Annotated in this window: 13 protein-coding genes and 5 pseudogenes; 16 read left to right on the forward strand and 2 right to left on the reverse strand. The window is 60.4% G+C overall.

The window, feature by feature from the left end; translation table 11 throughout:
- Positions 1-296 precede the first annotated feature (296 nt).
- The 16 genes and pseudogenes from BM413_RS05155 to BM413_RS33540 form a co-directional block, all read left to right on the forward strand.
- Positions 297-6,035, forward strand: a complete 5,739-nt coding sequence (locus BM413_RS05155; RefSeq protein ID WP_091911046.1) for a putative Ig domain-containing protein — start codon at positions 297-299, stop codon at positions 6,033-6,035.
- Between the two features lie 759 nt (positions 6,036-6,794).
- Positions 6,795-9,230, forward strand: coding sequence for a TonB-dependent receptor (locus tag BM413_RS05160; protein ID WP_244537762.1), 2,436 nt, complete (start codon positions 6,795-6,797; stop codon positions 9,228-9,230).
- Between the two features lie 191 nt (positions 9,231-9,421).
- Positions 9,422-10,225, forward strand: a complete 804-nt coding sequence (locus BM413_RS05165; RefSeq protein WP_348272882.1) for an iron-siderophore ABC transporter substrate-binding protein — start codon at positions 9,422-9,424, stop codon at positions 10,223-10,225.
- Positions 10,222-11,265 carry a FecCD family ABC transporter permease gene (locus BM413_RS05170; RefSeq protein ID WP_091911052.1) on the forward strand — a complete coding sequence of 348 codons (1,044 nt, stop codon included), beginning with the start codon at positions 10,222-10,224 and terminating at the stop codon, positions 11,263-11,265. Before BM413_RS05165 ends, BM413_RS05170 begins: the two co-directional genes overlap by 4 nt.
- Positions 11,262-12,245: a FecCD family ABC transporter permease gene (locus BM413_RS05175; RefSeq protein ID WP_091911054.1), complete on the forward strand. Its 984-nt coding sequence runs from the start codon at positions 11,262-11,264 to the stop codon at positions 12,243-12,245. Before BM413_RS05170 ends, BM413_RS05175 begins: the two co-directional genes overlap by 4 nt.
- A complete protein-coding gene (locus tag BM413_RS05180) occupies positions 12,235-13,032 on the forward strand; it encodes an ABC transporter ATP-binding protein (protein WP_091911056.1) in 798 nt (265 codons plus the stop codon). Before BM413_RS05175 ends, BM413_RS05180 begins: the two co-directional genes overlap by 11 nt.
- Positions 13,033-13,403: 371 nt before the next feature.
- Positions 13,404-13,943: an RNA polymerase sigma factor gene (locus tag BM413_RS05185; RefSeq protein ID WP_091911058.1), complete on the forward strand. Its 540-nt coding sequence runs from the start codon at positions 13,404-13,406 to the stop codon at positions 13,941-13,943.
- Between the two features lie 53 nt (positions 13,944-13,996).
- A complete protein-coding gene (locus BM413_RS05190; protein WP_244537763.1) occupies positions 13,997-14,968 on the forward strand; it encodes a FecR family protein in 972 nt (323 codons plus the stop codon).
- Between the two features lie 562 nt (positions 14,969-15,530).
- Positions 15,531-15,956, forward strand: coding sequence for a nuclear transport factor 2 family protein (locus BM413_RS05195; RefSeq protein WP_244537764.1), 426 nt, complete (start codon positions 15,531-15,533; stop codon positions 15,954-15,956).
- 21 nt (positions 15,957-15,977) lie between these two features.
- Positions 15,978-16,373 carry a hypothetical protein gene (locus BM413_RS05200; RefSeq protein WP_091911061.1) on the forward strand — a complete coding sequence of 132 codons (396 nt, stop codon included), beginning with the start codon at positions 15,978-15,980 and terminating at the stop codon, positions 16,371-16,373.
- Between the two features lie 77 nt (positions 16,374-16,450).
- Positions 16,451-16,951 (forward strand): annotated as a pseudogene (locus tag BM413_RS05205) (Fic family protein); the annotation flags it as partial.
- Positions 16,952-17,098: 147 nt separating this feature from the next.
- A pseudogene (locus BM413_RS05210) lies at positions 17,099-17,916 on the forward strand (tyrosine-type recombinase/integrase).
- 12 nt (positions 17,917-17,928) lie between these two features.
- Positions 17,929-19,113: an IS91 family transposase gene (locus BM413_RS05215; RefSeq protein ID WP_091911063.1), complete on the forward strand. Its 1,185-nt coding sequence runs from the start codon at positions 17,929-17,931 to the stop codon at positions 19,111-19,113.
- A 373-nt stretch (positions 19,114-19,486) separates the two neighbouring features.
- Positions 19,487-19,936, forward strand: coding sequence for a hypothetical protein (locus BM413_RS05220; protein ID WP_175544248.1), 450 nt, complete (start codon positions 19,487-19,489; stop codon positions 19,934-19,936).
- A gap of 232 nt (positions 19,937-20,168) precedes the next feature.
- A pseudogene (locus BM413_RS33535) lies at positions 20,169-20,318 on the forward strand (short chain dehydrogenase); the annotation flags it as partial.
- A gap of 132 nt (positions 20,319-20,450) precedes the next feature.
- Positions 20,451-20,878, forward strand: a pseudogene (locus BM413_RS33540) (hypothetical protein); the annotation flags it as partial.
- Between the two features lie 164 nt (positions 20,879-21,042).
- On the opposite strand, the gene BM413_RS05230 reads toward BM413_RS33540, so the two are convergent.
- Positions 21,043-21,837, reverse strand: a complete 795-nt coding sequence (locus BM413_RS05230; protein ID WP_091911066.1) for a class I SAM-dependent methyltransferase — start codon at positions 21,835-21,837, stop codon at positions 21,043-21,045.
- A 591-nt stretch (positions 21,838-22,428) separates the two neighbouring features.
- Positions 22,429-22,507 (reverse strand): annotated as a pseudogene (locus BM413_RS32410) (IS5/IS1182 family transposase); the annotation flags it as partial.

The raw sequence follows: 22,507 nt of genomic DNA on the forward strand, positions 1-22,507 counted from the left end.
AGGAGTTGCACAAACACGCAAGCGCCATGCAGCAATGTAAGAATTGGTCAGAATTCAATAGAATTGATCGGTGGAATTGTCGGTCGCCATGACCTTATCGTGACCTGGATTTCGATGCGGCACTGACAAATCCCTCCGCGAGGCGATCTGGTTCGCCTGACGGAGTGTCAAGATTTAGAGAGGATTGACCGGGCGATGCCGAGAGGGGCGTCGTGCGGGCGATCTTGCAACACTCTCCGCCGCATGGAGAAGCGGTCGACCGCCCTGATGGTCGATCCATATCGGCGGGGGTGAGCATGACGTTTCGCGGTGGACACCGGAACATCGTCACTGATGGCGGCAAGGCGTGTCCGGTCAAATCGCCATTGTCCCGGCTCGTGCTCTTCCTGGCGCTTCTGTTTGCCGGGCTCGGTTTTGCCGCATCGGCACAAGCGCAGACGGCCACCATCACCTGGGATGAACCGGTACCGGTCTCGGCCATGGGGGGGCCTAGCGGTATGTTGAGCAGCGGCGATGCCGTGGACGTCGGCACGATTGTCACGTTCAGGATCGATATCCTCACCGGGATGACGTATCGCAGTCCGCCGAATGGCTGCAACATCTCTCATGACGATGGGGACACGTGGCGCGCCACCATAACCGAGTCATGCCACGTCACCATCCAAACCAGTGCTATTACGATGTTCGCCACCGGGCCGACCGAGGTTACGATCGGCGAAAACTACACCAACAACGTCATTGTAAGCGGCGGCAACAGCCCATTCACCTTTACGCTGGCGTCTGGAGAGCTGCCCGATGGCATCAGGCTTTCCGATGGCGGCGCGTTGTCGGGAACGCCTAGAGAAGAAGGACGTTTCGATTTCACAATTCGCGCGACAAATGAATACGGGCATTTTGGGACACGGTCCGCCACGCTGACGGTCCTCGGCGCGGGCTCCGCGCCAACGATTACCAACGTCTCGCCATCCACAGGCCCGGCAGAGGGTGGCACCAGCGTGGTCATCACCGGCACGAACCTGACCGATGCGACGGCGGTGACATTCGGCGGTGCCCCGGCGGCCAGCTTCGCGGTGATCACCGATACGGTGATCACCGCCACGACTGAAGCGCATGCGGAAGGCACGGTCGACGTGGCGGTGACAACGCCCGGTGGCAGCGCTACCGCGGCAAGCGCGTTCACCTACGACGCTCCCGTGGTGCTGTCGCTGTCGATCGACGACGTCACCGTTGTCGAGGGCGATTCCGGCAGCACCTTTGTCACCTTCAACATAACGTTCGACCGGACCGTGCCGCAGTTCAGGGAGGTGACGTTCGATATCGCCACGGCCGACGGTACAGCCACCGCAGGGGTCGACTACGTGGCCCTCAGCGGCACCGGCGTCCACATCGGTCCGGGGTCTATCGGCGGGCCTGTCACGGTACAAATACTCGGCGACACACTCAGCGAACCGAACGAAACCTTCTTCGTGAACGTGACCAATGTCGTCGGAGCGACGGTGGTCGACGGCCAGGGCATAGGGACGATCGTCGACAACGATACGTCGGCAGCGCCAACGATCACCAGCATCTCGCCGACCAGCGGCCCGACGACCGGCGGCACGAGTGTCGTCATCACCGGCACGAACTTGACCGGGGCGACGGCGGTGACTTTCGGCGGCACGGCGACGATAAGCTTCACGGTCGACAGCGCGACGCAGATCACCGCCACGACACCGGCGCAGGCGGCAGGCCCGGTTGACGTGGCTGTGACCACGCCCGGCGGCAGCGCTACCGCGGCGGGCGCGTTCACCTACGATGCTCCCGTGGTGCTGTCGCTGTCGATTGACGACGTCTCAGTGATTGAGGGCAGTGTCGCCACGTTCACCGTTTTGCTTATCCCACCCGCCGGTCCCGGTGGGGTAACGTTCGATATCGCCACCGCTGATGGCACCGCCATCGCCGGCATCGACTACGTGACCAGCAGTCTTACGGGTCAGACCATTCCCGCGGGCAGCGCCAATTACACCTTTTCGGTGCAAACGTTGACCGACGCGCTCAGCGAAGGGAGCGAGAGCTTCTCCGTGAACGTGTCGAATGTCGTCGGTGCGTCGGTGCTTGGCGGTCAGGGCACGGGGATTATCCTCGACAATAATGCGCCGGCAGCGCCAACGATCACCAGCATCGCGCCAACCGCCGGCCCGACCGCCGGCGGTACGCGCGTGGTCATCACCGGCACGGATCTCACCAGCGCAACGGCGGTGACATTCGGCGGCGTCGCGGCGTCCAGCTTCACGGTCGACAGCAACACGCAGATCACTGCCACGACACCGGCGCATGCGGAAGGCCCGGTCGATGTGGTGGTGCTCACGCCTGGCGGCGACGATACCGCGACCGGCGCGTTCACTTACAACGCCCCGGTGCTTCCGTCGCTGTCAATCAGCGACGTCACCGTGTCTGAAGGCAACGCCGGCCAGACATGGGCCGTGTTCACCGTGTCGATCGACCAGGCGACCTCAACTGCGGTGACGATGGACATCGCCAGCGCTGATGGCACCGCCATCGCCGGCGACGACTATCTGACCAGTGCCGTCAGCAGCGTAGGAATCGTGCCGGGGGTTACCAGCCGCCAGTTCGACGTCAGAATACTCGGCGATATTCTCGACGAACCGGATGAGACCTTCTTCGTGAACGTGACCAATGTCGTTGGCGCGACAGTGGTCAAGGGGCAGGGTGTGGGGACGATCGTCAACGACGATGTAGCCGCCCCGACGATCGCCAGCGTCGCACCCACCAGCGGTACGACCGAGGGCGGCACGAGCGTCGTCATCACCGGCACGGACCTGACCGGCGCGACAGCCGTGACGTTCGGCGGCACCGCGGCGGCCAGCTTCACGGTCGACAGCGCCACGCAGATTACCGCCACGACACCAGCGCACGCGGAAGGCGCGGCCGACGTGGTGGTGACCACGCCCAGCGGCAGCGCTACCGAGGCGGGCGCGTTCACCTATCAGGTGCCTACCTCGAACGACGCCAGCCTTTCGAGCCTCTCCGTCAGCGCCGGCACTCTGAACCCGGCCTTTGCTCCCAGCACCACCGGTTACACTGTGTCCGTTCCGAGCCCCGTCAGTTCGCTAACCCTGACCCCGACGGCCGCGGATACCGGTGCGACGATCACCGTCAACGGCCAAAGCGTCACATCGGGATCGGCTTCATCGGGGATTTCACTCGCAACCGGCGACACAGCCATCACGGCTGTCGTGACAGCACAGGACGGGACGACGACAAGAACCTACACGGTCACTGTCACACGCGCCGAACCAACAATCACCGTCGGGCCGAACGCGCTACCGGGTGGATCGGTGGGCAGTGGCTATGGGCCGGTAACCCTGACGGCCAACGGCGGCACCGGGCCTTACGGTTTCGAGGTGACGGCCGGCAACCTGCCTGCAGGATTGTCGCTCGGCACCGGCGGAGAGTTCAATGGCACCCCAACCGTGGCCGGAAGCTTTACCTTCACGGTAACAGCCGCCGACGACAACGACTTCACCGGCACCCGCGAGTACACGCTCGCCATCGACGCGCCAACGATCACGATCGGTCCAGACGCACTGCCGGGCGGATGGGCAGGCGTTGCCTATGAACCGGTCGCCATGACCGCCGATGGCGGCGAAGCACCCTACGCCTTCACCGTGACGACCGGTAGTCTGCCTGAGGGCCTGTCGCTCGCCACGACCGGCGAAATCAGTGGTACGCCAACCGAGGCCGGAAGCTTCACCTTCACCCTGACGGCAACCGACGACAACGGATTCAGCGGCACCCGGGAGTACACGCTGGCCGTCGATGCGCCGACGATTTCGATCAATCCAGACGCGCTTGCGGACGGTGTGGCCGGCTCGGCCTATGGACCGGTCGCAATGACCGCCGAGGGTGGCACCGGGCCTTACGGTTTCGAAATAACCGCCGGGGGCCTGCCCGCAGGATTGTCGCTCGCCACGACCGGCGAAATCACCGGCACCCCGAACGAGACTGGCAGCTTCACCTTCACGGTAACAGCCACCGACGACAACGACTTCACCGGCACCCGAGAGTATACGTTGGCCGTTGGTGCACCGGCGATCACGATTGATCCGGACTCGCTGGCGGACGGGACGGCCGGCTCGGCCTATGGGCCGATGTCACTGACCGCTGACGGTGGCAACGAACCTTACAGTTTCAAGGTGACAGCCGGTGACCTGCCAGCAGGATTGTCACTCGGCACTGACGGCAAGTTCGCCGGAACCCCGACCGAGGCCGGAAGCTTCGCCTTCACCGTGACCGCAACCGACGACAACAGATTCACCGGGGCACGGCGACTCTCGCTTTCGATCACCGCCCCTGAGATCGAAATATCGGTGCCGCCATTGGCTGATGGCAGGGTCAATTCAGTCTATGAAATGGTGCAGCTGTCTGCCTCGGGAGGTACAGCGTCCTATGAGTTCGCCGTGACCGGGGGTAAATTGCCTAAGGGCATCGCCCTCGCGGCTAACGGCGTATTGTCCGGGACGCCAACGGAAGCCGGCGGCTTCTCGGCCACAGTGACGGCCACGGATGGTCTCGGTTTCACCGGTACTGCCAATCTTTCAATCAAAATCAGGAACCTCAATGTTCCGGTCGCCCGAGACATGACATTGGAGGTCATGTCCGGAACCAGCGGCTCCATTGAGCTCACGAAAGGAGCCACCAACGGCCCGTTCACTCGAGCCGATATCGCTGTCTATCCCGCGACCGAGGCAGGCAAGGCATCCGTCAGGGGCGATCGCGCTGCCTATATGCTTGATTTCGCGGCTGCCGGCACCTTCGCGGGATCGGCAAGCCTGCAATACACGCTGTCAAACGCCGATGGGCGCTCGGCCCCAGCCACGGTGACACTCAATATCATCGCGCGCCCCGATCCGTCGCAGGATCCCGAGGTAATCGGCCTTTTGACGGCTCAGGCAGAGGCGGCGAAGCGCTTCGCCAGGACGCAGACGGATAATTTCAACCGCCGCCTTGAGCAGCTTCACGACGAAGGCGAGCGCCGGCGCAATTCGATGAACGTCAATATCGGCCTTACGCAGCGCGATTCGGATCGGACAGCCTATGCTGAGGAGGACGAACGCGATCCGGTCGCGGGTGCCTTCCGCAGGATGGACGCCGGCAAGAAGGAAAACGAGAAACCTGAACCCCGTTCTGCAGACTACAATCCTCTCGGCAACTTCGCGGTCTGGTCGGGTGGGTATGTCAATTTTGCGGAAAGCGACAATGGAAGCATCGATCTCGACAGCACACTGGTAGGCGTTTCCGGCGGCGTGGACTATCGCTTCACTCCCAAATTCGTAGGCGGCCTCGGCTTCGGTTACGGCCGTGACAAGACCGACGTCGGCGGGAACGGAACGGAAAGCCGTGGGCGAGCATGGTCCATGGCCGCCTATGGCAGCTACAAGCCAACGCCGGAGATATTCGTGGACGGCTTGATCGGCTACGGCCTCATGGATTTCGACAGTCGCCGCTATGTCACGGCAACCGGAGATTTCGCCACGGGATCGCGCGGCGGACAGCAGATCTTCGGTTCGCTGACGGCCGGATACGAATATCGTCAGGACCGCTGGCTGCTCTCGCCATATGGAAGGTTGGAAGCCTCTCGCTCCAAACTCGACGCCTTTTCGGAGAGCGACGGCGGTATATGGGGCCTGACCTATGGCGACCAAACCATCGACACGCTTTCCGGTATCCTTGGGCTTCGGCTCGAATACGCGTTGCCGATGGACTGGGGCGTCTTCAAACCTCGTGCCAGGCTCGAATACACCCACGATTTCGAGGGATCGAGCCGCGTCAGCCTTGGCTACGCCGATATCGGCACGCTGCCCTATTCAATCGATATCGATCACTTCTCCAAGGACCACCTGACAATAGGACTGGGCTTCGACGCACAGATCGGCGACGCCTGGAACCTCGGTTTCGACTACCAGACCTCCTATGGAAGCGGTCGGCAAAGTCAGGATCACACCTTCGCGGTCAAGGTCGGAACCCAGTTCTGAGGTTTTGGTCGGATAATTCTGGACGACAGCCGAACAGCACAAAGTGGACGTAGAAGCGATGGAGATCGCCTGTGGGATTAAAAGTAGCCGCGCCAATTTCGGATAAGAGGCAATACCGTTTCCTAGCGAAGCCGGTTTCGAAGAGATCGATCCCCTGGCCCTAAATTTGTTGCATCGCTTTGCGTTACTGTGGCGAAATCGTTCCGTCCTGCATGCGATTTTTCGAGCACAGATAGCGAACATTTCGGGCCAGTTCGCTTTGGGAAATAACGACCCGGCATGGGAATCAACGAGTAAAGCTAATGCGCCGTCCCAGAAGTCTGGCACGGTCCCGTTCCTCGGCTCCGCGCTTTGGTCTTGCGGCCAGAAGGTTCTTCCGGGCAACGAGTTCTATCAACAACCCGTGCCGTCAACCACGGGAACCAAGCCTATCCCACGATCTGCCATACGGCCCGCAAGGCTGCCGACCAGTTCGTCTGTCTGGCTTAATAGACCGCCGTGATCCAAAGCGAAGATCGAGGGTGGTTCAGTGTCCATTCCTCATTGTGGCAATATCCACCGATGGGACAAGAAAGACCATCGTCATCTCGGCAAATTTTTACAAGCAATAGCGCTAGAATGATCAAATCGCCGCGTACCACCTCGGCAGAAAATTGCAGCCCCCAATTATTTCCTCGCAGAGAGTCCCAAACCCCAGCCACCAACCGTCTCCCCTACGAGCGGAATGTATAACCGCTTCTTGTGGTGGACTGCGGCGCCTTGAACGCCGCATTATTGGGGGCTTTGATGGCTAAGAATATTTTGGTCAGGGCGATTTCGCGGAGGGCGCAGGCCAGCCTCCCGGCAGCGCTTTTGGCAAGCACGGCGGTGATTGTACTCACTCCGGTAACGCCGGCCGCAGCACAAGCGGCCACGCCGGCTCAGTCCGCCGAACGATCGATTTCAGTTCCGGTAGGGCCTCTTGCGCCGGCTTTGAACAGGCTCGCCGCCCAGACCGGCCTTCAAATTCTCTATGATGCGGCTGTGGCTGAAGGCAAGACAACCGCTGGCGCGAGCGGCAACCTGACGCCCCAGCAGGCTGTGAACGTCGTTCTTGCGGGCACGGGCGTGGAGGCACGTTTTGCCGGCAGCAATCAGGTGACGCTCAGCGTCGATACATCCTCGCCAGGGGGAACTGGCATAGACGCCAACGGGGCACTCGTGCTCGCCCCGATCACCATATATGGCGCGCGCGACGCAACGACGCTGAACGATACTACCGCGAGCGTCGGCATCGTGAACGCCAAGGCGATTGAAGACGGCCAAATCAGACATACGCAGGATGCCTACCGGCGGCTTGCGAATGTGCTGGACAGCGCGACGGTTAATTCCGGCTTCGTCATCCGCGGCATGAGCTCCGAAGGGTTCGTTCCGGGCGGCGCGCCAGTCGGCTCCCTCTATGTGGATGGCATTCTCCAGACACGCTACAATGCCCGTTTCGGCGCGAGAAACCTTTGGGATGTCGAACAGGTCGAGGTCTATCGCGGCCCGCAGTCGACGCTCTCCGGCCGCGCCGCCATGTCGGGAGCGGTCTATATTAAGTCGAAGGATCCGACCTTCGACAAGGAAGTGGAAGTGTCGGGCACCGTCGGTAGTAACCACCTGGTGGGCACGGCCTTCGTCATGAACACGCCGCTCATCGAGGACCAGGTCGCGCTGCGCATTTCCGGCGCGTTCGAACGTTCTCGTACCGACGTTTCCTATTCAAGTCTCAAGGATTACGCCGGCTATGACGATCTGATCACCGACGTCAGCGGGACCATTCGAGCAAAGCTGCTCCTCACGCCGTCAGAGATGCCGGACACCCGCGCCCTTCTGACCTATGCCTACTCAAAGGATCGTCCGAACGACCGACTGGTCGGCCTCGACAGTGGGCGCGGTGATTTCAACTTCATCACATACACGGAATATCGATGGACCGAGGTTCACAATCTCGGCCTTGAAATCAAGCATGATTTCTCCGACACGCTCCGCTTTACTTCGCAAACCGGCTTTCAGTACGGCATAAACACGCGGCGTTCCGTCGATGCGGACACGCCCGGCATCGACAATGGGATCTGGGGTACGGATGACGACTCGATATTCACCCAGGAGCTGCGCCTTAACTATGAAGGCGACCGCTGGAAGTGGGTTGCAGGCGTTTTCGGCAGTCATCAGGTCTTTGATGGCTGGTCGCGCTTCGTGGTGGCGCCTTACCAATTGGACGACCAGCAGACTCGCAAGACGTCGAACCTGGCTGTGTTCGGTGAAGCAACCTATGAATTCGCTGACACCTGGTTTGCGACCTTGGGCGGAAGACTGGATTACCTGGAAGAAACAAACACCGAGCAGAACTCATTTATCATGTTCCCCGGTACGCCGGTCTTCTCCGGAGACCCGGCATCTTTCGACGAAGTGAACTTCGTGCCGAAGATTGGCCTGTCAAAGGAATTCAGCGACAATCAAACGGTTGGTTTCACCTACACGCAAGGCTTCCGCTCGGGTGGCTCCTATGTCAATCGCAGCGATCCGACGTTCCCACTCGTAACGTACGATCCGGAGTACTCCCAGAGCTACGAGCTGTCCTACAAGGGAACCCTGCTGGACGATCGCCTCAGACTCAACGCCAATCTCTTCTACACGAAGTATGAAGACCAGCAGATCGAGATACGCCCCCCATCTTCCATTCCGGGCTATCGAATAACGGAAAATGCCGCGTCCTCGCGCGCATGGGGTTTCGAAATCGAGCCGACCTATCAGGTCACCGATCAGTTCTCGGCATTCGCCTCGATTGGATATCTGAACACCAGGTTCCTCGAATTTGATCACGGCGGCTTAGGCGACCAGTCTGGAAAAGCCTTTCCGGAAGCGCCGGAATGGAGTTTCGGCTTCGGCGGTCGATATGAGTTCGAGAACGGCATCTATGTGGGCGCCGATGCCAAATACACCAGCGACTACAATTCACGTTTCGGCACGGGAGGCATGTACGACATTGACTCTCGCTTCATCGTGAACGCACAAGCCGGCTTCAAGAAGGACAATTGGGAAATCACGGCCTTCGTGGAAAATCTCACCGACGAGAAATACTTCACTATCGTCGATCCGGATTACACCCCGGCCTTCGGTCAGGCCGGCCCCCGGCGGTCCTTCGGACTGAACCTTCGTACGAAGTTCTGACAAACCGGGGATTGTGGGGCGAAAGCCCCGCAATCCCTCTTTCTGCGCGTCCGTCTGAATTGGTATCCATTTTGCGCTTCTGTCTCGCCCTTCTTTTCCTCCTCTTTCCCCTCTCGATCGCGCACGCCGCCTGTCAGGGGAAGGAGATAGCGGAGGGCGTCTATAATCCCCCGTTCTGTGCACCAGTAGGGGTGAAGAGGATCGTCACGCTCGATCCGCTCCTGACGCTCGGCTTCCTGATTGAGCTCAAGGCGCCCGTCGTCGCTACGCCCTACATGGCCATCCAGGACAGCGAAGTGCTTGATTTCGTCAAGCGGTCGAAGATGGTCGACCTGGGCAATCCGAGGGAACCGAGCCTCGAGCGGATCGCGGCACTGAAGCCCGATCTCATCATCGGCAGCGCCGAGGCGCATTCTTCGATCTACGAGACGGCATCGAAGATCGCGCCAACCGTATTGTTTAACCACATGGACTGGAAGAGGTATCTCAAGCTTCTCTCAGAGAGCACCGGCCGTGAGGGCGCGGCCAACGAGGCTCTCGCCGCCTACGAGAAGCGAGTCGTCTCGATCCGCGAGCGCATGAAGGGCAACGACGTAACCGTCTCGACCCTCCGCTTCGCGCCTGGCCGCTTCGTCGTTTTCCTCGACGGCCCTGCCGCCTATGCGCCCTTTGCGGTGCTGCACGAGGCCGGCGTGAAGCGCACGGCCTACGAGACTGTGACCGATGGCTCGATCGTCAAGCGGCCGGATTGGGAGGAACTTGCCAATCTCGATGGCGACATTCTCCTCTACGTCTCAGCCAGTGGCTTTGAAAGCGGGCCTGACGATGCGCTCGAGAAGGAGGTCACTGGAAATCCGCTCTGGCAACTCTTGCCCGCCGTGCGGAACGGCCGCGCCTACCGCGTCGACCGGGTAACCTGGCAGAGCTTCCACGGCATTGGCTCCGCTAATCGGGTTCTCGACGACATCGAGCGCTATATCCTGGCGGATCGATGAGCCGCAGCAAAAGCATAGCGGCTGTACGGCCTTCGGGCCGCGTAAGCATGACCGGCAGGCTTCTCGCCCTACTCCTTGTTTTCTGTCTGCTTGTCGCAACATCGATGTGGGCTGTCACCCTCGGGACAGTGAGCATCCCGCACCGATCGGTAGGGAACGCGATCTTCGATTTCGATGGCTCGCGCGAGCACTTGCTGGTGATAACGATCCGGATCCCGCGCGTGCTTGCGGCCCTGCTTGCGGGGAGCGCACTGGCTGTCTCCGGCGCGATCATGCAGGCCGTAACGAACAATCCCCTCGCCTCGCCGGGCTTGCTCGGCATCAATGCGGGCGCAGCCTTCGCCGTGGTGCTGGTCATGACCCTCTTCGGCGCCGGGACCGGCGACGTATATCTGTGGTACGCATTCTTCGGAGCCGGCTGTGCCGCGATCGTCGTCTACGGGCTCGGTTCTTTCGGCCTGGCCGGTCAATCCAGCGTCGGGCTTGTTCTGGCAGGCGCGATCGTCGCGACATTCCTGACGGCCCTGACGAGCGCCGTGCTCATCTTTGATCAGAGCACATTGGATACCGTCCGGTTCTGGACGGCAGGATCCGTATCGGGGCGCACCATGACGCAGGTGGAAGCGGTCGCGCCCTACATCCTGATGGGGCTTGTGGCCGCCCTTCTCCTCGGGCGCCATCTCATGACATTGAGCCTCGGCGCCGATGCGGCAAGGTCGCTCGGACAGAACCCCCTTATCTGGCGCGCGATCGCCGTCGCCCTCATACTCTTGCTCGCTGGTAGTGCCGTTGCGCTTGCCGGCCCCATCGGCTTCGTCGGACTTGTGGTTCCTCATATCGCGCGCCTGACAATCGGCGTCGATTATCGCTGGATCCTGCCCTTCAGCGCGTTGGGTGGTGCCATGCTGGTAGTGAGCGCGGATACCGCTGGACGTATGCTCTTCACCAGCCAGAATTTTCCGGTGGGTGTGACGATCGCTTTGATCGGCGCACCATTCTTTCTCTGGCTTGCCCGAAGCCGAGCGGGAGGTGCGACATGACGCGGCTGCTCGCCATCCTGATACTCCTACTCATCGGCTTGACCTTGGCCAGCCTGGCAATTGGGGACATACCCCTATCCTGGCGTGAGCTTTTCGAAACGATCACAGGATCGCCGGAGGCAAGCTTGCAGAACGTGACGATCATCTTCGACCTGCGCCTTCCGCGAGTTCTGCTCGCCCTTCTCGTCGGCGCTGCGCTGGCGACGGCCGGCACGATCGCCCTGGCAGTCATGCGCAATCCGCTCGCGGAACCGGGCGTGCTGGGGATCAATAGCGGCGCGGCAGCAGCGGTGATGTTTGTCATCGTGCTGCTTCAGGATCCGCCCGGCGCTCTACTGCCGGCCGCCGGATTCCTGGGAGCGGTCGCGATGGCTGCGGCTGTATACCTTTTGTCATGGCGCGGCGGCACGTCATCGCTGCGCATCATCCTGATCGGCATCGGCCTCAGTTCGCTTGCGAGTGCCGCAACGACTTTCCTTTCAACCTTCGGAGACATCGGCGATGTCCAGAGGGCGATGATCTGGTTGGCCGGAAGTGTCTACGACGCCAATATCCTTAAAGTGAGACTTCTGTTCTTCTGGTTGATCATACCTTTGGCGCTGGCATGGATGTCGGCCCGCGAACTCGATCTCATCCGCTTCGGCGACAATTCAGCGCGAAGCCTCGGCCAGCGGGTCGACTTGATCCGCGGTGTCGTGATCCTGCTGTGCACGCTCATTTCCGGGGCGGCCGTTGCGGCTGCGGGGCTGATCGGCTTTGTCGGCCTCGTCGCGCCGCACGTTGCCAGCCGGCTGGTCGGCCCGTCGCATGCCAGGATATTTCCGGTCGCCGCGCTGATCGGTGCAAGCCTTGTGGCAGCGGCCGACCTCGTCGGGCGCGTGATCATGGCGCCAGCGCAGCTTCCAGCAGGAATCGTTACGGGCCTAATCGGGGCTCCCTTCTTCGCATATCTTTTATGGGGGCGTCGCCATGTCCGTTGATGACAGGAAAACGCCGGGGAAGTTCATAGGGCAACGCGTATCCATTGCCTATGGTCAACACCGGATCGTCGAGTATCTCGACCTCATCGTACCGCAGCGGCGCTTCACGGCGCTAATCGGGCCGAACGGCAGTGGCAAGTCCACCATCCTGCGCACCTTTGCTGGTCTTATGGCGCCGGCCGAAGGGACTATCCTGCTGGATGGCCACAGCATCGATACGCTCTCCACAAAGGAGATGGCAAAACGCGTCGGCGTCCTCTTGCAGGGACCGGTGGCGCCGGAGGGGCTGACGGTGCGCGATCTCGTGCAGCAGGGACGCTATCCTCACCGCTCCCTCCTCGGACGCTGGTCCGAGCAGGATCAGGACGCCTGCGAAGAAGCTTTGATGCTGACCGGCATGACGACGCTAGCCGAGACAGCGCTCGACAGCCTCTCCGGAGGGCAGCGCCAGCGCGCATGGATCGCCATGACACTCGCCCAGCAGGGAGAGGTTCTCCTGCTCGACGAACCGACGACCTACCTCGATCTCGCGCATCAGATCGAGTTGATGAATCTGATAACGGTTCTGGTGCGTGACCACGGCAAGACCGTCGTCGCAGTGCTGCACGATATCAACCAGGCAGCTCGCTACGCCGAGCACGTCGTCATACTGAAGGACGGAAAGATCACAGCCGCCGGCCTGCCCGGCGACGTGATATCAGCGGAGGCGATTGCGGATGTGTTCGGCGTCAAGTCGGTCATTGTCCGCGATCCGATCGCTGGAACACCGCTGTGCGTCCCTCTGTAGGGTGCGAAGAATCTGACGGCCATCGTTTTGCCGTTACAAAAATACAACACTACCCGCCCTTTTTTGGCGAAAGCCGAGATTCGAGTTCCGCTCTGCTACGGAGCAGCCGGAAGGAATCGGGCAACAAAATCAGATATAAAGATGACTGTTACAGTCTTGTTTTAGCACTACTCGATCAGCTACCTTCGAACCATTCTAACCTATTGCACTTGCAGGCATTTTACAGATTCGATAGCCATTTCGATGTTGCGGCCCGAAACAGCTTATGGGGACTCCGTCGGCTTCGGAAGCAAGGGAATCTGCAGGCTCTCCGCGTCTGGAAGCACCGGATACCACTTGGTCATCATCATTGGATCGGGAACAAAGTGCCAATGTCGAGCTCCTCCTCTCCTCTCGCTTGGGACAGCCTCGAAAGCAATGATCTTCTGAACCGGGCGATGGAAGCGCATTATGCCGACATCACGGCTGCGGTCAGACGCAAGGGGCATCCACGTTCCACCGTCATGGACGTTGTTCACGATCTCTATGTGAAGCTTGCGGCACAGCCCGACGTATTGCGCAACAAGCGGTCCATAAAGGCCTTCCTTTGCCGTTCGGCCATCAACCTGGGAATAGACAGGTTACGGCGAGAGAGTATGGAAGCGCGGCTCTTCTCCGGCACCGAACGGGAGGCTCTGTCGGTCGCCAGTGTTGGGACGGCGCCAGACCGTCAGCTCGAGATCGAGGCCCGCGTCGCTATTCTTCGCGATGCAATCGCCGAGTTACCAGCCCGCCGCCGCGTCGTGTTCATACTGCACCGGCTGCACCATCTTTCCCCTGACGAGATCGCGACAAAACTCAACATTTCCCGGAATATGGTCGATCGCCACCTTCGTCGGGCGTTCGCCCACTGCCTCGACTGCCTTCTTTAGATCGAGTACGAGTCCCTAATTGGCTATGCCAACCGTCTACTAGGCAGGACTGGATGCTGCTGGAGAAGCCAATGCCGGGCAATAAAGCGACCCGAGCTCAGCGAAAACGCAATGCAGAGGCAGCGGACTGGATTTTGCGCAACGCCGACCTCAAGCAATCCGCCGAAGACAAGGATCGCTTCAAGCAATGGTTGGATCAGGATCCGGAAAATCATCGCGCCTACCGTGCCGCAGAACGCTTGCTGGGCGACGCGCGAACGGCGATTGAATCCGACCCGGCACTGCTCAACATCAACATCAAACCGCACAACTCAGCCAAGCCGCTTACAGCGGCCGTGCTCTTGCTCGCCTGCGTCGGTACGGCCTTCCTGATGCTTGACGGGCCTATGCGCATACAGGCGGATGCGATCGCGGAAACCGATGAAATGCCAGTCCTTACTCTCGAGGACGGCTCAACCGTACAGCTCAACGCCTCATCTGCAATCGCTGTCAACTTCGATGGGAAGCATCGAAATATTCGGCTCCTGCGCGGGCAGGCTTTTTTTCAGGTGGCACACGCACCGGAGCGGCCGTTCACCGTCCAGGCGGGCACTACGCGTGTCACTGCATTGGGAACGGCCTTTGACGTACGCTTGGGCGAAGCCGATACCGAGGTGACCGTCACCGAAAACTCCGTCTTGGTGGAGTCGAACGACGCCACCACGTCTTCCGTGCGCGTCACGCAGGGCGAACAGGCCACCTATGACCAAAACAGTGGCCAGACGGCAATCCAGTCCGTCGACGCCCTCGTAGCTCTTGCCTGGCAGCGTGGACAGATCGCCGTGGAAAACGCCCCGCTGTCTTATGTGGTGGAAGAGATGAACCGCCACTTTTCCGGAAAGATCGTCGTCGCCGGCACCGCGCTGGCCCAGCGCCGCGTAAGCGGCACGATAGCGATTGCCGATACCAACGCTGCCCTCGCCTTCATCAAACAAGTGCTCGCGGTGAAAACGACCCGGATCGGCCCACTGGTCATCATCCGCTAGTGGGCCGCCTCTGAGGGCGAGGACTGGAAAGTTTGACGGGTTCCCTCGTGCATCTTATGCGACTTTGGCCTGGCCAGCTGACTGGTAGCTCCGCCTATAGGTCGAACTCAATGTCCGTATATTTCTTGATACCTTTTTTTATGAAGCCCTTAGCGATTGCATCCGGGTCTCAGCCCACGGCGGGATTTTGCAGGGCCTGCAGCCCTTCGGGGCATCGCATCCGGCCTGAATTTGGTCGCCAAATTACCGGACATGTTCTGGCCCTGGAGAATGACATGATAGGCAACCTCTTCAGCGTTCGCGCCTACACGATGAAATACGAGCCAAGGCGAACCGTCTATCTGTTGGTGTCGCAGGGGCGTTTGCGACTTGAATGAGCAAGTCGCGGACCACTTCAAGTTCTCTTTTCATGTAGGTATGCCCCTTTCAGAGTGGCTGAAAATAGACCGAGGAGATGTCAGTCGGCAAGAAGACAGCCGATCAAGGTCAGACCGTTGCGAACCCAGTGGCATGCTGGCATGTATTGTACAGACAGCAAACCCTTTTACAGGGAGCTTCGATTTTGACCTATTTCGGAGATCGAACGCTCACGAGCAATGGCTGGGCAGAGGCGCAAATGGACATTCGATCGACACTGAGGGAGCTAAGTGAGGCCTTCAACGCGCACGATCTTGATCGTATTATGGCGTTCTTTTCCGACGATTGTGTCCTCGAGATGCCGAGGGGAAACAAGCCTTGGGGATCTCGGTTCGAGGGCAAACAGACCGTACGGGAAGCGCTGGCAGCACGCTTTGAAGGCCTGCCTGATGTCCATTATGGCAATGATGAGCATTTTGTGGATTCGCCTGCCGATACTGGCATCTCGAAATGGACCCTCACCGGCACGACCCGCGATGGGACGACGGTGGAAGTCCGAGGTTGTGACTTCTATACCTTTCGAAACGGCAAGGTGATCCGCAAGGACTCATACTGGAAAATTGTGGAGTAAGAGTCTGATGCTGACGCTGTCATGGCGATCGCCATCGTCAACGGCATCTTCTCCCCCTGGGTGCTTGTGCTCTTCGTGCTTTACCCGGTCTGGTACCCATCCTGGGCTCCGTCCACGAGCCAGTTCGTCTACATGGCGAGCGCGCTCGTCCTGTCGACGCTAACTCTTATGGTCGCAGGCGTTCCGGCGGCGCTCTACGAACGCCTTTCGTCGCGCCCCCACAGTATCGTCGTTGCATCGATCTGGCTTGGATGCGCAGCGCCTCTGACGCTACCCGCATTGCCTAACATAATGCAGGCCCTGGGCGGCGGCTGGACACTGATCAAGCTGCGGTTTTCCCCGTCTGCCGGATGTGTTGATCCTCAAACTGCTGCTGCTGCGAACCTCGATGGAGTGGTGAACGCAGCTTGGTGGTAGCTTTCTCCGCTCGATGGCAGTTCTCAAGGCGGCGTGCGTCGATACTTCGGCCAGTTCTCATGCGCAATCAACAGCTTGTTGCGGATGTTCCTGCCGATTTGCTGGCACGCACAGCACCGTTCCTTCTGTTAAAGGACTCCCGTTCCAGCTTTGAGATCGAAGGCGAGGACCCGCCACAGGATCGTATCCAGCGTTGGGGGCAAGTAATTGGGGAAGCCGGACGACGTGCCATTGATCTGGATGAACTGCTACGCCTGCAGCGTATCGTAATCGGCGACGCGCGCTTCGTGCAGCTGGGACTGCGAACTGAAGGCGGTTTTGTTGGCAAGCACGATCGGAATACCGGTACGCCGATCCCCGACCATATCAGTGCCAAACACCAGGACCTCGAAGATCTAATGGCCGGCCTGACCGCATTCGACAGAATGGCGGCTGCCGAACTTGATCCGGTTATTGCTGCTGCGGTACTGGCCTTTGGCTTTGTCTATATTCACCCGTTTGAAGACGGCAACGGCCGTCTTCATCGCTTCCTGATCCATCACGTGCTGGCAGCGCGCGGGTTCAACCCTCCCGGGATTGAACGAAGCCGCTGACGCGGCATTTGGTGTGTGTGTTTGCGGATGAGGCTTTTGTTTTGAAGGATTGCGGCTGTTGAAGCGCAATCTTGAGAACAGGAGTTTGAGATGGCCGAGTTGAGCCCTCTTCGCCGGCGCATGATCGAGGACATGACGATCCGCAATCTGTCGCCGGCCACCCAGCGATCCTACGTTCACGCGGTGGCGAAGTTTTCGCGCTATTTCGGCCGATCGCCTGAGCGCCTTGGCCTTGAAGATGTCCGCGCCTTTCAGGTCCATCTGGTTTCGGCGGGGATTTCATGGCCGGCGCTGAACCAGACGGTGTGCGCGCTGCGGTTCTTCTACGGCGTGACGCTGGGCCATGCCGAGATCCCGGAGCGGATCGTCTACGCCCGTTCGCCACGCACGCTGCCAGTCGTGCTGAGCGCCGACGAGGTCGTGCAGTTTCTGGAGGCAGTGCCAAGCCTGAAGACGCGCACGGCGCTGACGACAGCCTACGCAGCGGGTCTTCGCGCCTCGGAGACCGTCGGGCTGAAGGTCGGCGATATCGACAGCGGCCGCGGCGTCATACTCGTTCGGCACGGCAAGGGTGGCAAGGACCGCACAGTGATGCTGTCGGCGCAGCTTCTTCGGATCCTGCGGGTTTACTGGCGGCTGGCGAAGCCGCAGGGCTGGCTGTTTCCCGGCCGCGACCCCGATCGCCCATTGATGTGCAGGTGCTGTATTCGGCCTGCCGCTCGGCGCGTGCGGCTGCCGGCATCGACAAGCGCGTTACGGTGCATACGCTCAGGCACAGCTTCGCCACGCATTTGCTGGAGAACGGTACGGACATCCGCATCATCCAGGTGCTGCTTGGCCACAACAATCTTTCCTCGACGGCACGCTACACCAAGGTCTCGAACGGCCTCATCCGGCGCACGACGAGCCCGCTCGACAGGCTGAACATTGAAGTGGTGCCGCCGGGCTGACCGGTTCCGCCCATGTCGGCGAGACTGGAGGTGGCGGATATCTTCGGCCGTCATGGCGAGGCGTATCGGCAGGTTCATGACGGTCATCTCGGACGTGTCGAGCGGCGTGTGATGAGCGCGATCGAGCTCTGCCGGACCGCCGAGCTCGGCGGCCATGTCGAGGGCTGCCGATCCTGCGGGGCGATCCGCGTGGCCTACAATTCCTGCCGCAACCGGCATTGCCCAAAATGCCAGGGACAGGCCTGCCGCGACTGGCTTGCCGCACGCGAGGCCGAACTCCTGCCGGTTCCCTACTTCCACGTCGTGTTCACGCTGCCGGCGCAAATCGCGGCGATCACCTTCCAGAACAAGGCGGCGGTCTACACAATCCTGTTCAAGGCGGTCGCCGAGACGCTACGCACCATCGCCGCCGATTCCAAACATCTCGGCGCCGAGATCGGCCTGATCGCAGTGCTGCACAGTTGGGGTCAGAACCTGCATTATCATCCCCACATCCATTGCATCGTGCCGGGTGGTGGGCTGTCACCCGATGGAACGCGCTGGATCTCTTGCAGGCCCGGCTTCTTCCTGCCGGTGCGCGTCCTGTCGCGCCTGTTCCGCCGGCTCTTTCTGGAGGAACTGCGGACAGCCTATGACGCGGGCAAGTTGAGCTTCTTCAGCGATCTTGCCGTACTGGCGCTGCCCGCAGCGTTCAAACGCCGGGCTGGCGAAGTCCGCCGCCTCGAGTGGGTCGTCTACGCCAAGCCGCCCTTCGGCGGGCCGGAGCAGGTGCTGGCTTATCTCGGGCGCTACACCCATCGCGTCGCCATCGCCAATTCCCGGCTGATCAGCATGGAGAACGATCGTGTCGGATTCCGCTGGAAGGATTATCGTCATGGCGGAAGGACAAAGGTGATGACGCTCGACGCGCACGAGTTCATCCGCCGCTTCCTGTTGCACACCCTGCCGGACGGCTTCCATCGCATCCGCCACTACGGCTTCCTCGCCAACGGCCATCGCGCCGCCAGGCTCGACCAGTGCCGTAGGCTGCTGGCCAAACCACAACAGGATGATCGCGAACCGGATGCCGAAAGCGCCGCTGCCGCTCCTCTTGCGGCAACGCACCGCTGCCCTTGCTGTGGAGGATCGATGATCACGCTGGCCATCTGGCGATGCGGACAGGTGCCGCCCAGCCCGTTCTGCTGCGACACCTCATGATCGCGGCCGGCACCTCCTCATCGCCATGCTCAGCATCCGTCACCATGGGCGCCGGAACGCCAACGCTTGGCCCATCGCACAAGGGCGCAAGCAGCCAACCCGGCGATAGAAGCCACCACAGCCTGTCCGACGGCGCCCGCCATCAAGATGCCGCCCCCCGTCGCAGCGTCCTTTGCCGTAATTCCAGCCCGAGAGCCCTTGATCATTCTGGCGAAGACTATCCCGGCCACAGCTCCGGGCTACAATCCCCATAGCGCCAGTCCTGCCCGCGGCTCCGTTCAATCCGGCTTGCAATGAGGTCCGACGTCGAGCCGCGTGCCCCCTGTGCCCCGGACCTCACAGAACCCTCCAGATTGTCTTCCCGGTATCGGCGGTGATTCTCGATCGCATCGACGACTACCGGCGCACATTGGAAAGTTATTCACAAAGATTGCTGCCGCTGATCCGCTGGACGCCGACCGAGCACGGCAACGTAGAAGTGCTTAACGAGACCGCAGACTTCTATCGTTTCTTCGATGCTACGCCGCATGCAGAGTTCCTGTTCTCCTGTGTAGCGCGGACGGTCGATGTCGATCTGCCGGCAGAGACTGCCTTTCTCGCTGGTTACGACACATTCAAAAAACAGGTGTCCGCTCTCATCGATATGCCGGACAGAGTAACGGACCTCCTGTTCCGCTTTCTGCGACAGAACAACGGCATGCTTTCCAAGCGTGCCCGCGAGCGCGAGTTCGTCGGTCTTACCAACGATGAGGCCGATGAAATACAGTCTATCTACGAAAAGATTTTACCGACGCTCGGCGGTGGCAAATCGTCCGCCACCTGAGCTGCTGGGCAATTGATTAAAGATGGGGTGGTTGCCGCCCTCCCCAGTCGGCATCGCGATGCCACAGAGCGGAGAGGACAGCAGATGAAGGATATGATGAACGGGGTGGATCTGGCGAAGAATGTTCACGGGCATCGATGACGGGTCACGTGCTGTTTCGAAAGAAGTTGTCCAGGGCATCAACAAGGACAAGTCACGGGTGCCGGGTGGCGGTTACGGTCTCTTTCGACGCGTTCGCCCGCGCGCGCTCGAACTTGCGCCGACGCGCGTCAATGTCGTCTCGCCCGGCTGGGTTGACACACAGATGTGGAACGGCGTCGTTGGCGAAGCGAAATCAGGCTTCTTCGACGACATGGCTGGCCGCCTTCCGGCGGGCCGCGTCGCGACGTCGACGAACATCGCTCTCCATCAGGTAGGTAGATGCAGGCTGGCGCGCTATTCTGCACCTTGGTCCCGACAACAGATGAGGGATGCGGCCATGGCCACAGCCTTTAGCTCGGGCGCCCGGCATTCGGACATAGCGTCGGCTGGCAAAGCGCAGAACCCGCGCGACCGGGTCGCCGGCTTCAGGGTCATGCAGCTTTTGCCGGGCGTCGGCCGCTCTTCGGCGCAGTCGGTTCTTGACGCGATCGCCGACAATCCGGATCCGATCGTGCACCTTGCAGCACTCCCCTGCCCTCAGCGCGCCGCCGCCGACTGGCCGGATTTTGTTGGGCTGCTCGATAATTTGCGAAATCGCCGCAGCGGTTTTTCACGCATGGCCAGTCGGCATCAGGCGATCGCCATATCTATGCTTCGCGCACCCGCTTTATCCCACAATCACTGCTGCCGTTCTTCGAGTGTCGGACATGGCCACTCGCTGTGCCAAAGCAGAGCGCGGGAAGCGCCGCCCGGCAGATTCGGGTCGACGTGGGCGCAAGAATACGTGGGATGTGGCGATAACGAGCCTCACCTTGGCTGCTCGCAAGAAACGTTAGCTTGGCTCCTGGATCGGCTTTAGTCGAATGTGCGGCGAAAGTTGCCCCCGCTACCTTGTTGCGTAAACATTGATTTCTCGCCATATTTTAAGAAGTTAGCGGGTTCCGTATTAGCGCCGGTGGACCCAGTTATTGTCGCTGTCCTCGCGCGCTGAACATCACCGGGGAAGCTACGACAAAGTTTGGATTGTCGAGCAACCGCAGCAGACGGTCCAGTTCGGCCGACGTGGCCAACCGTTCACCCAACAACTGATCCCGGACCTGAGACAGATTCGCTTTGTCGAGCTGCGCGCCGGGCGAACCGCCCTGCCGGAATTCGAAATGGGCGTCCACGTCAACGTTTGCCAGCCCGCTGGCAACGAGATGGCGATAGAGGGAGCGCCCCCAACTCATATCCATGCCACGCAATTCCATGAGAGAGCGCAGTGCACGAAAGCATTTCCGCACCACCTCGGAATCGTCGGCGTCGGCGCAGGGAAATGCCCGGTCAATGATCATTGTGTCGTAGTCCTCGACAACGAGCCAACCACCTGGCTTTAGCGCTGACACAAGCCGCGGGATTGTTGCCTCGCGGTCTTGCACATGAATCAGCACTAAGCGCGTATGGATGAGGTCGAATGCGGAATCGGGTAGTGCATCAAGGCCGACATCATGACGACGCACCTCAAGATTGCTGCGGCCCTTTTCAGCTAAGAACCGCGGATCGATATCGGTCATCAGCACATAACCTTCGGGTCCGACGCAGTCGGAGAGCCAGAGTCCTATCGATCCGCTCCCTCCACCTATTTCCCAGCACCGCCAACCTGGCCCTATGCCGGTCGCCACAAGGTGGCGCGTGGTGAGTGGGTCATAGAGCGACTCCAGACTGGAAAAACGTTGCTCCGTTTCACGCTCAGCCGCGTTGTCGAAGATATAGCTCGTCATTTGGCCACCTAGGGTGCACCGAACGTAACCAGCGAAAAATCTTGGCGCGTTTGCACTCCGGCAAAGGTTAGACCTTCAAAGAGGGTCACGCCAGCAGGAAAGGCTTCATGGCAGAGCATGCCCTGACCAGTTGCCATAAGATCGCCCTCCAGATCAGCGGCCCAGGAGCGCCCCCATGCTCAAACTATCTAGGTGGCCAGGTCGTGGCCGACCGTTTGCGCCTCATTCTCGTCGTTTAGGTCAATGCTTCCGGTCTCCAGAAGCTGACTGGCGGACATGCGGAAAGCTGCGCCTGCGCGCAAACCAGTCACTGACCGTGTTTCACAAACGACCGCTACCGAGACAGGCGCGTCCGCTTTACGCCTGCGGCTATGCGAGATAATTTCTTTCAGAACAGTCCGGAGAGCGCTATTTTACGGCGCAAGCCTTTTGGAGCGCTGCTTGGTGCGCCGACATAATTCGCGATGATGACTTCTCCGGGTATCAGCGTAGCCCCGGTTGCCATCCCCACATCGACCTGGCCCGACAGTCAAAGCGCCGCCACCCAAATTGGGGCGTCGTCGGGGGCTATATACTAGGGTTCAGACTCAATCATAGCCAGAACGCGACGAGGGTAGCCAAGGCGACCGCAGATAAGAAGTTTCTGGCAAGCTTGTCGTAACGCGTTGCG

This window comes from Mesorhizobium sp. YR577 (genome assembly GCF_900116595.1).
Taxonomy (GTDB): Bacteria; Pseudomonadota; Alphaproteobacteria; order Rhizobiales; family Rhizobiaceae; genus Mesorhizobium_M.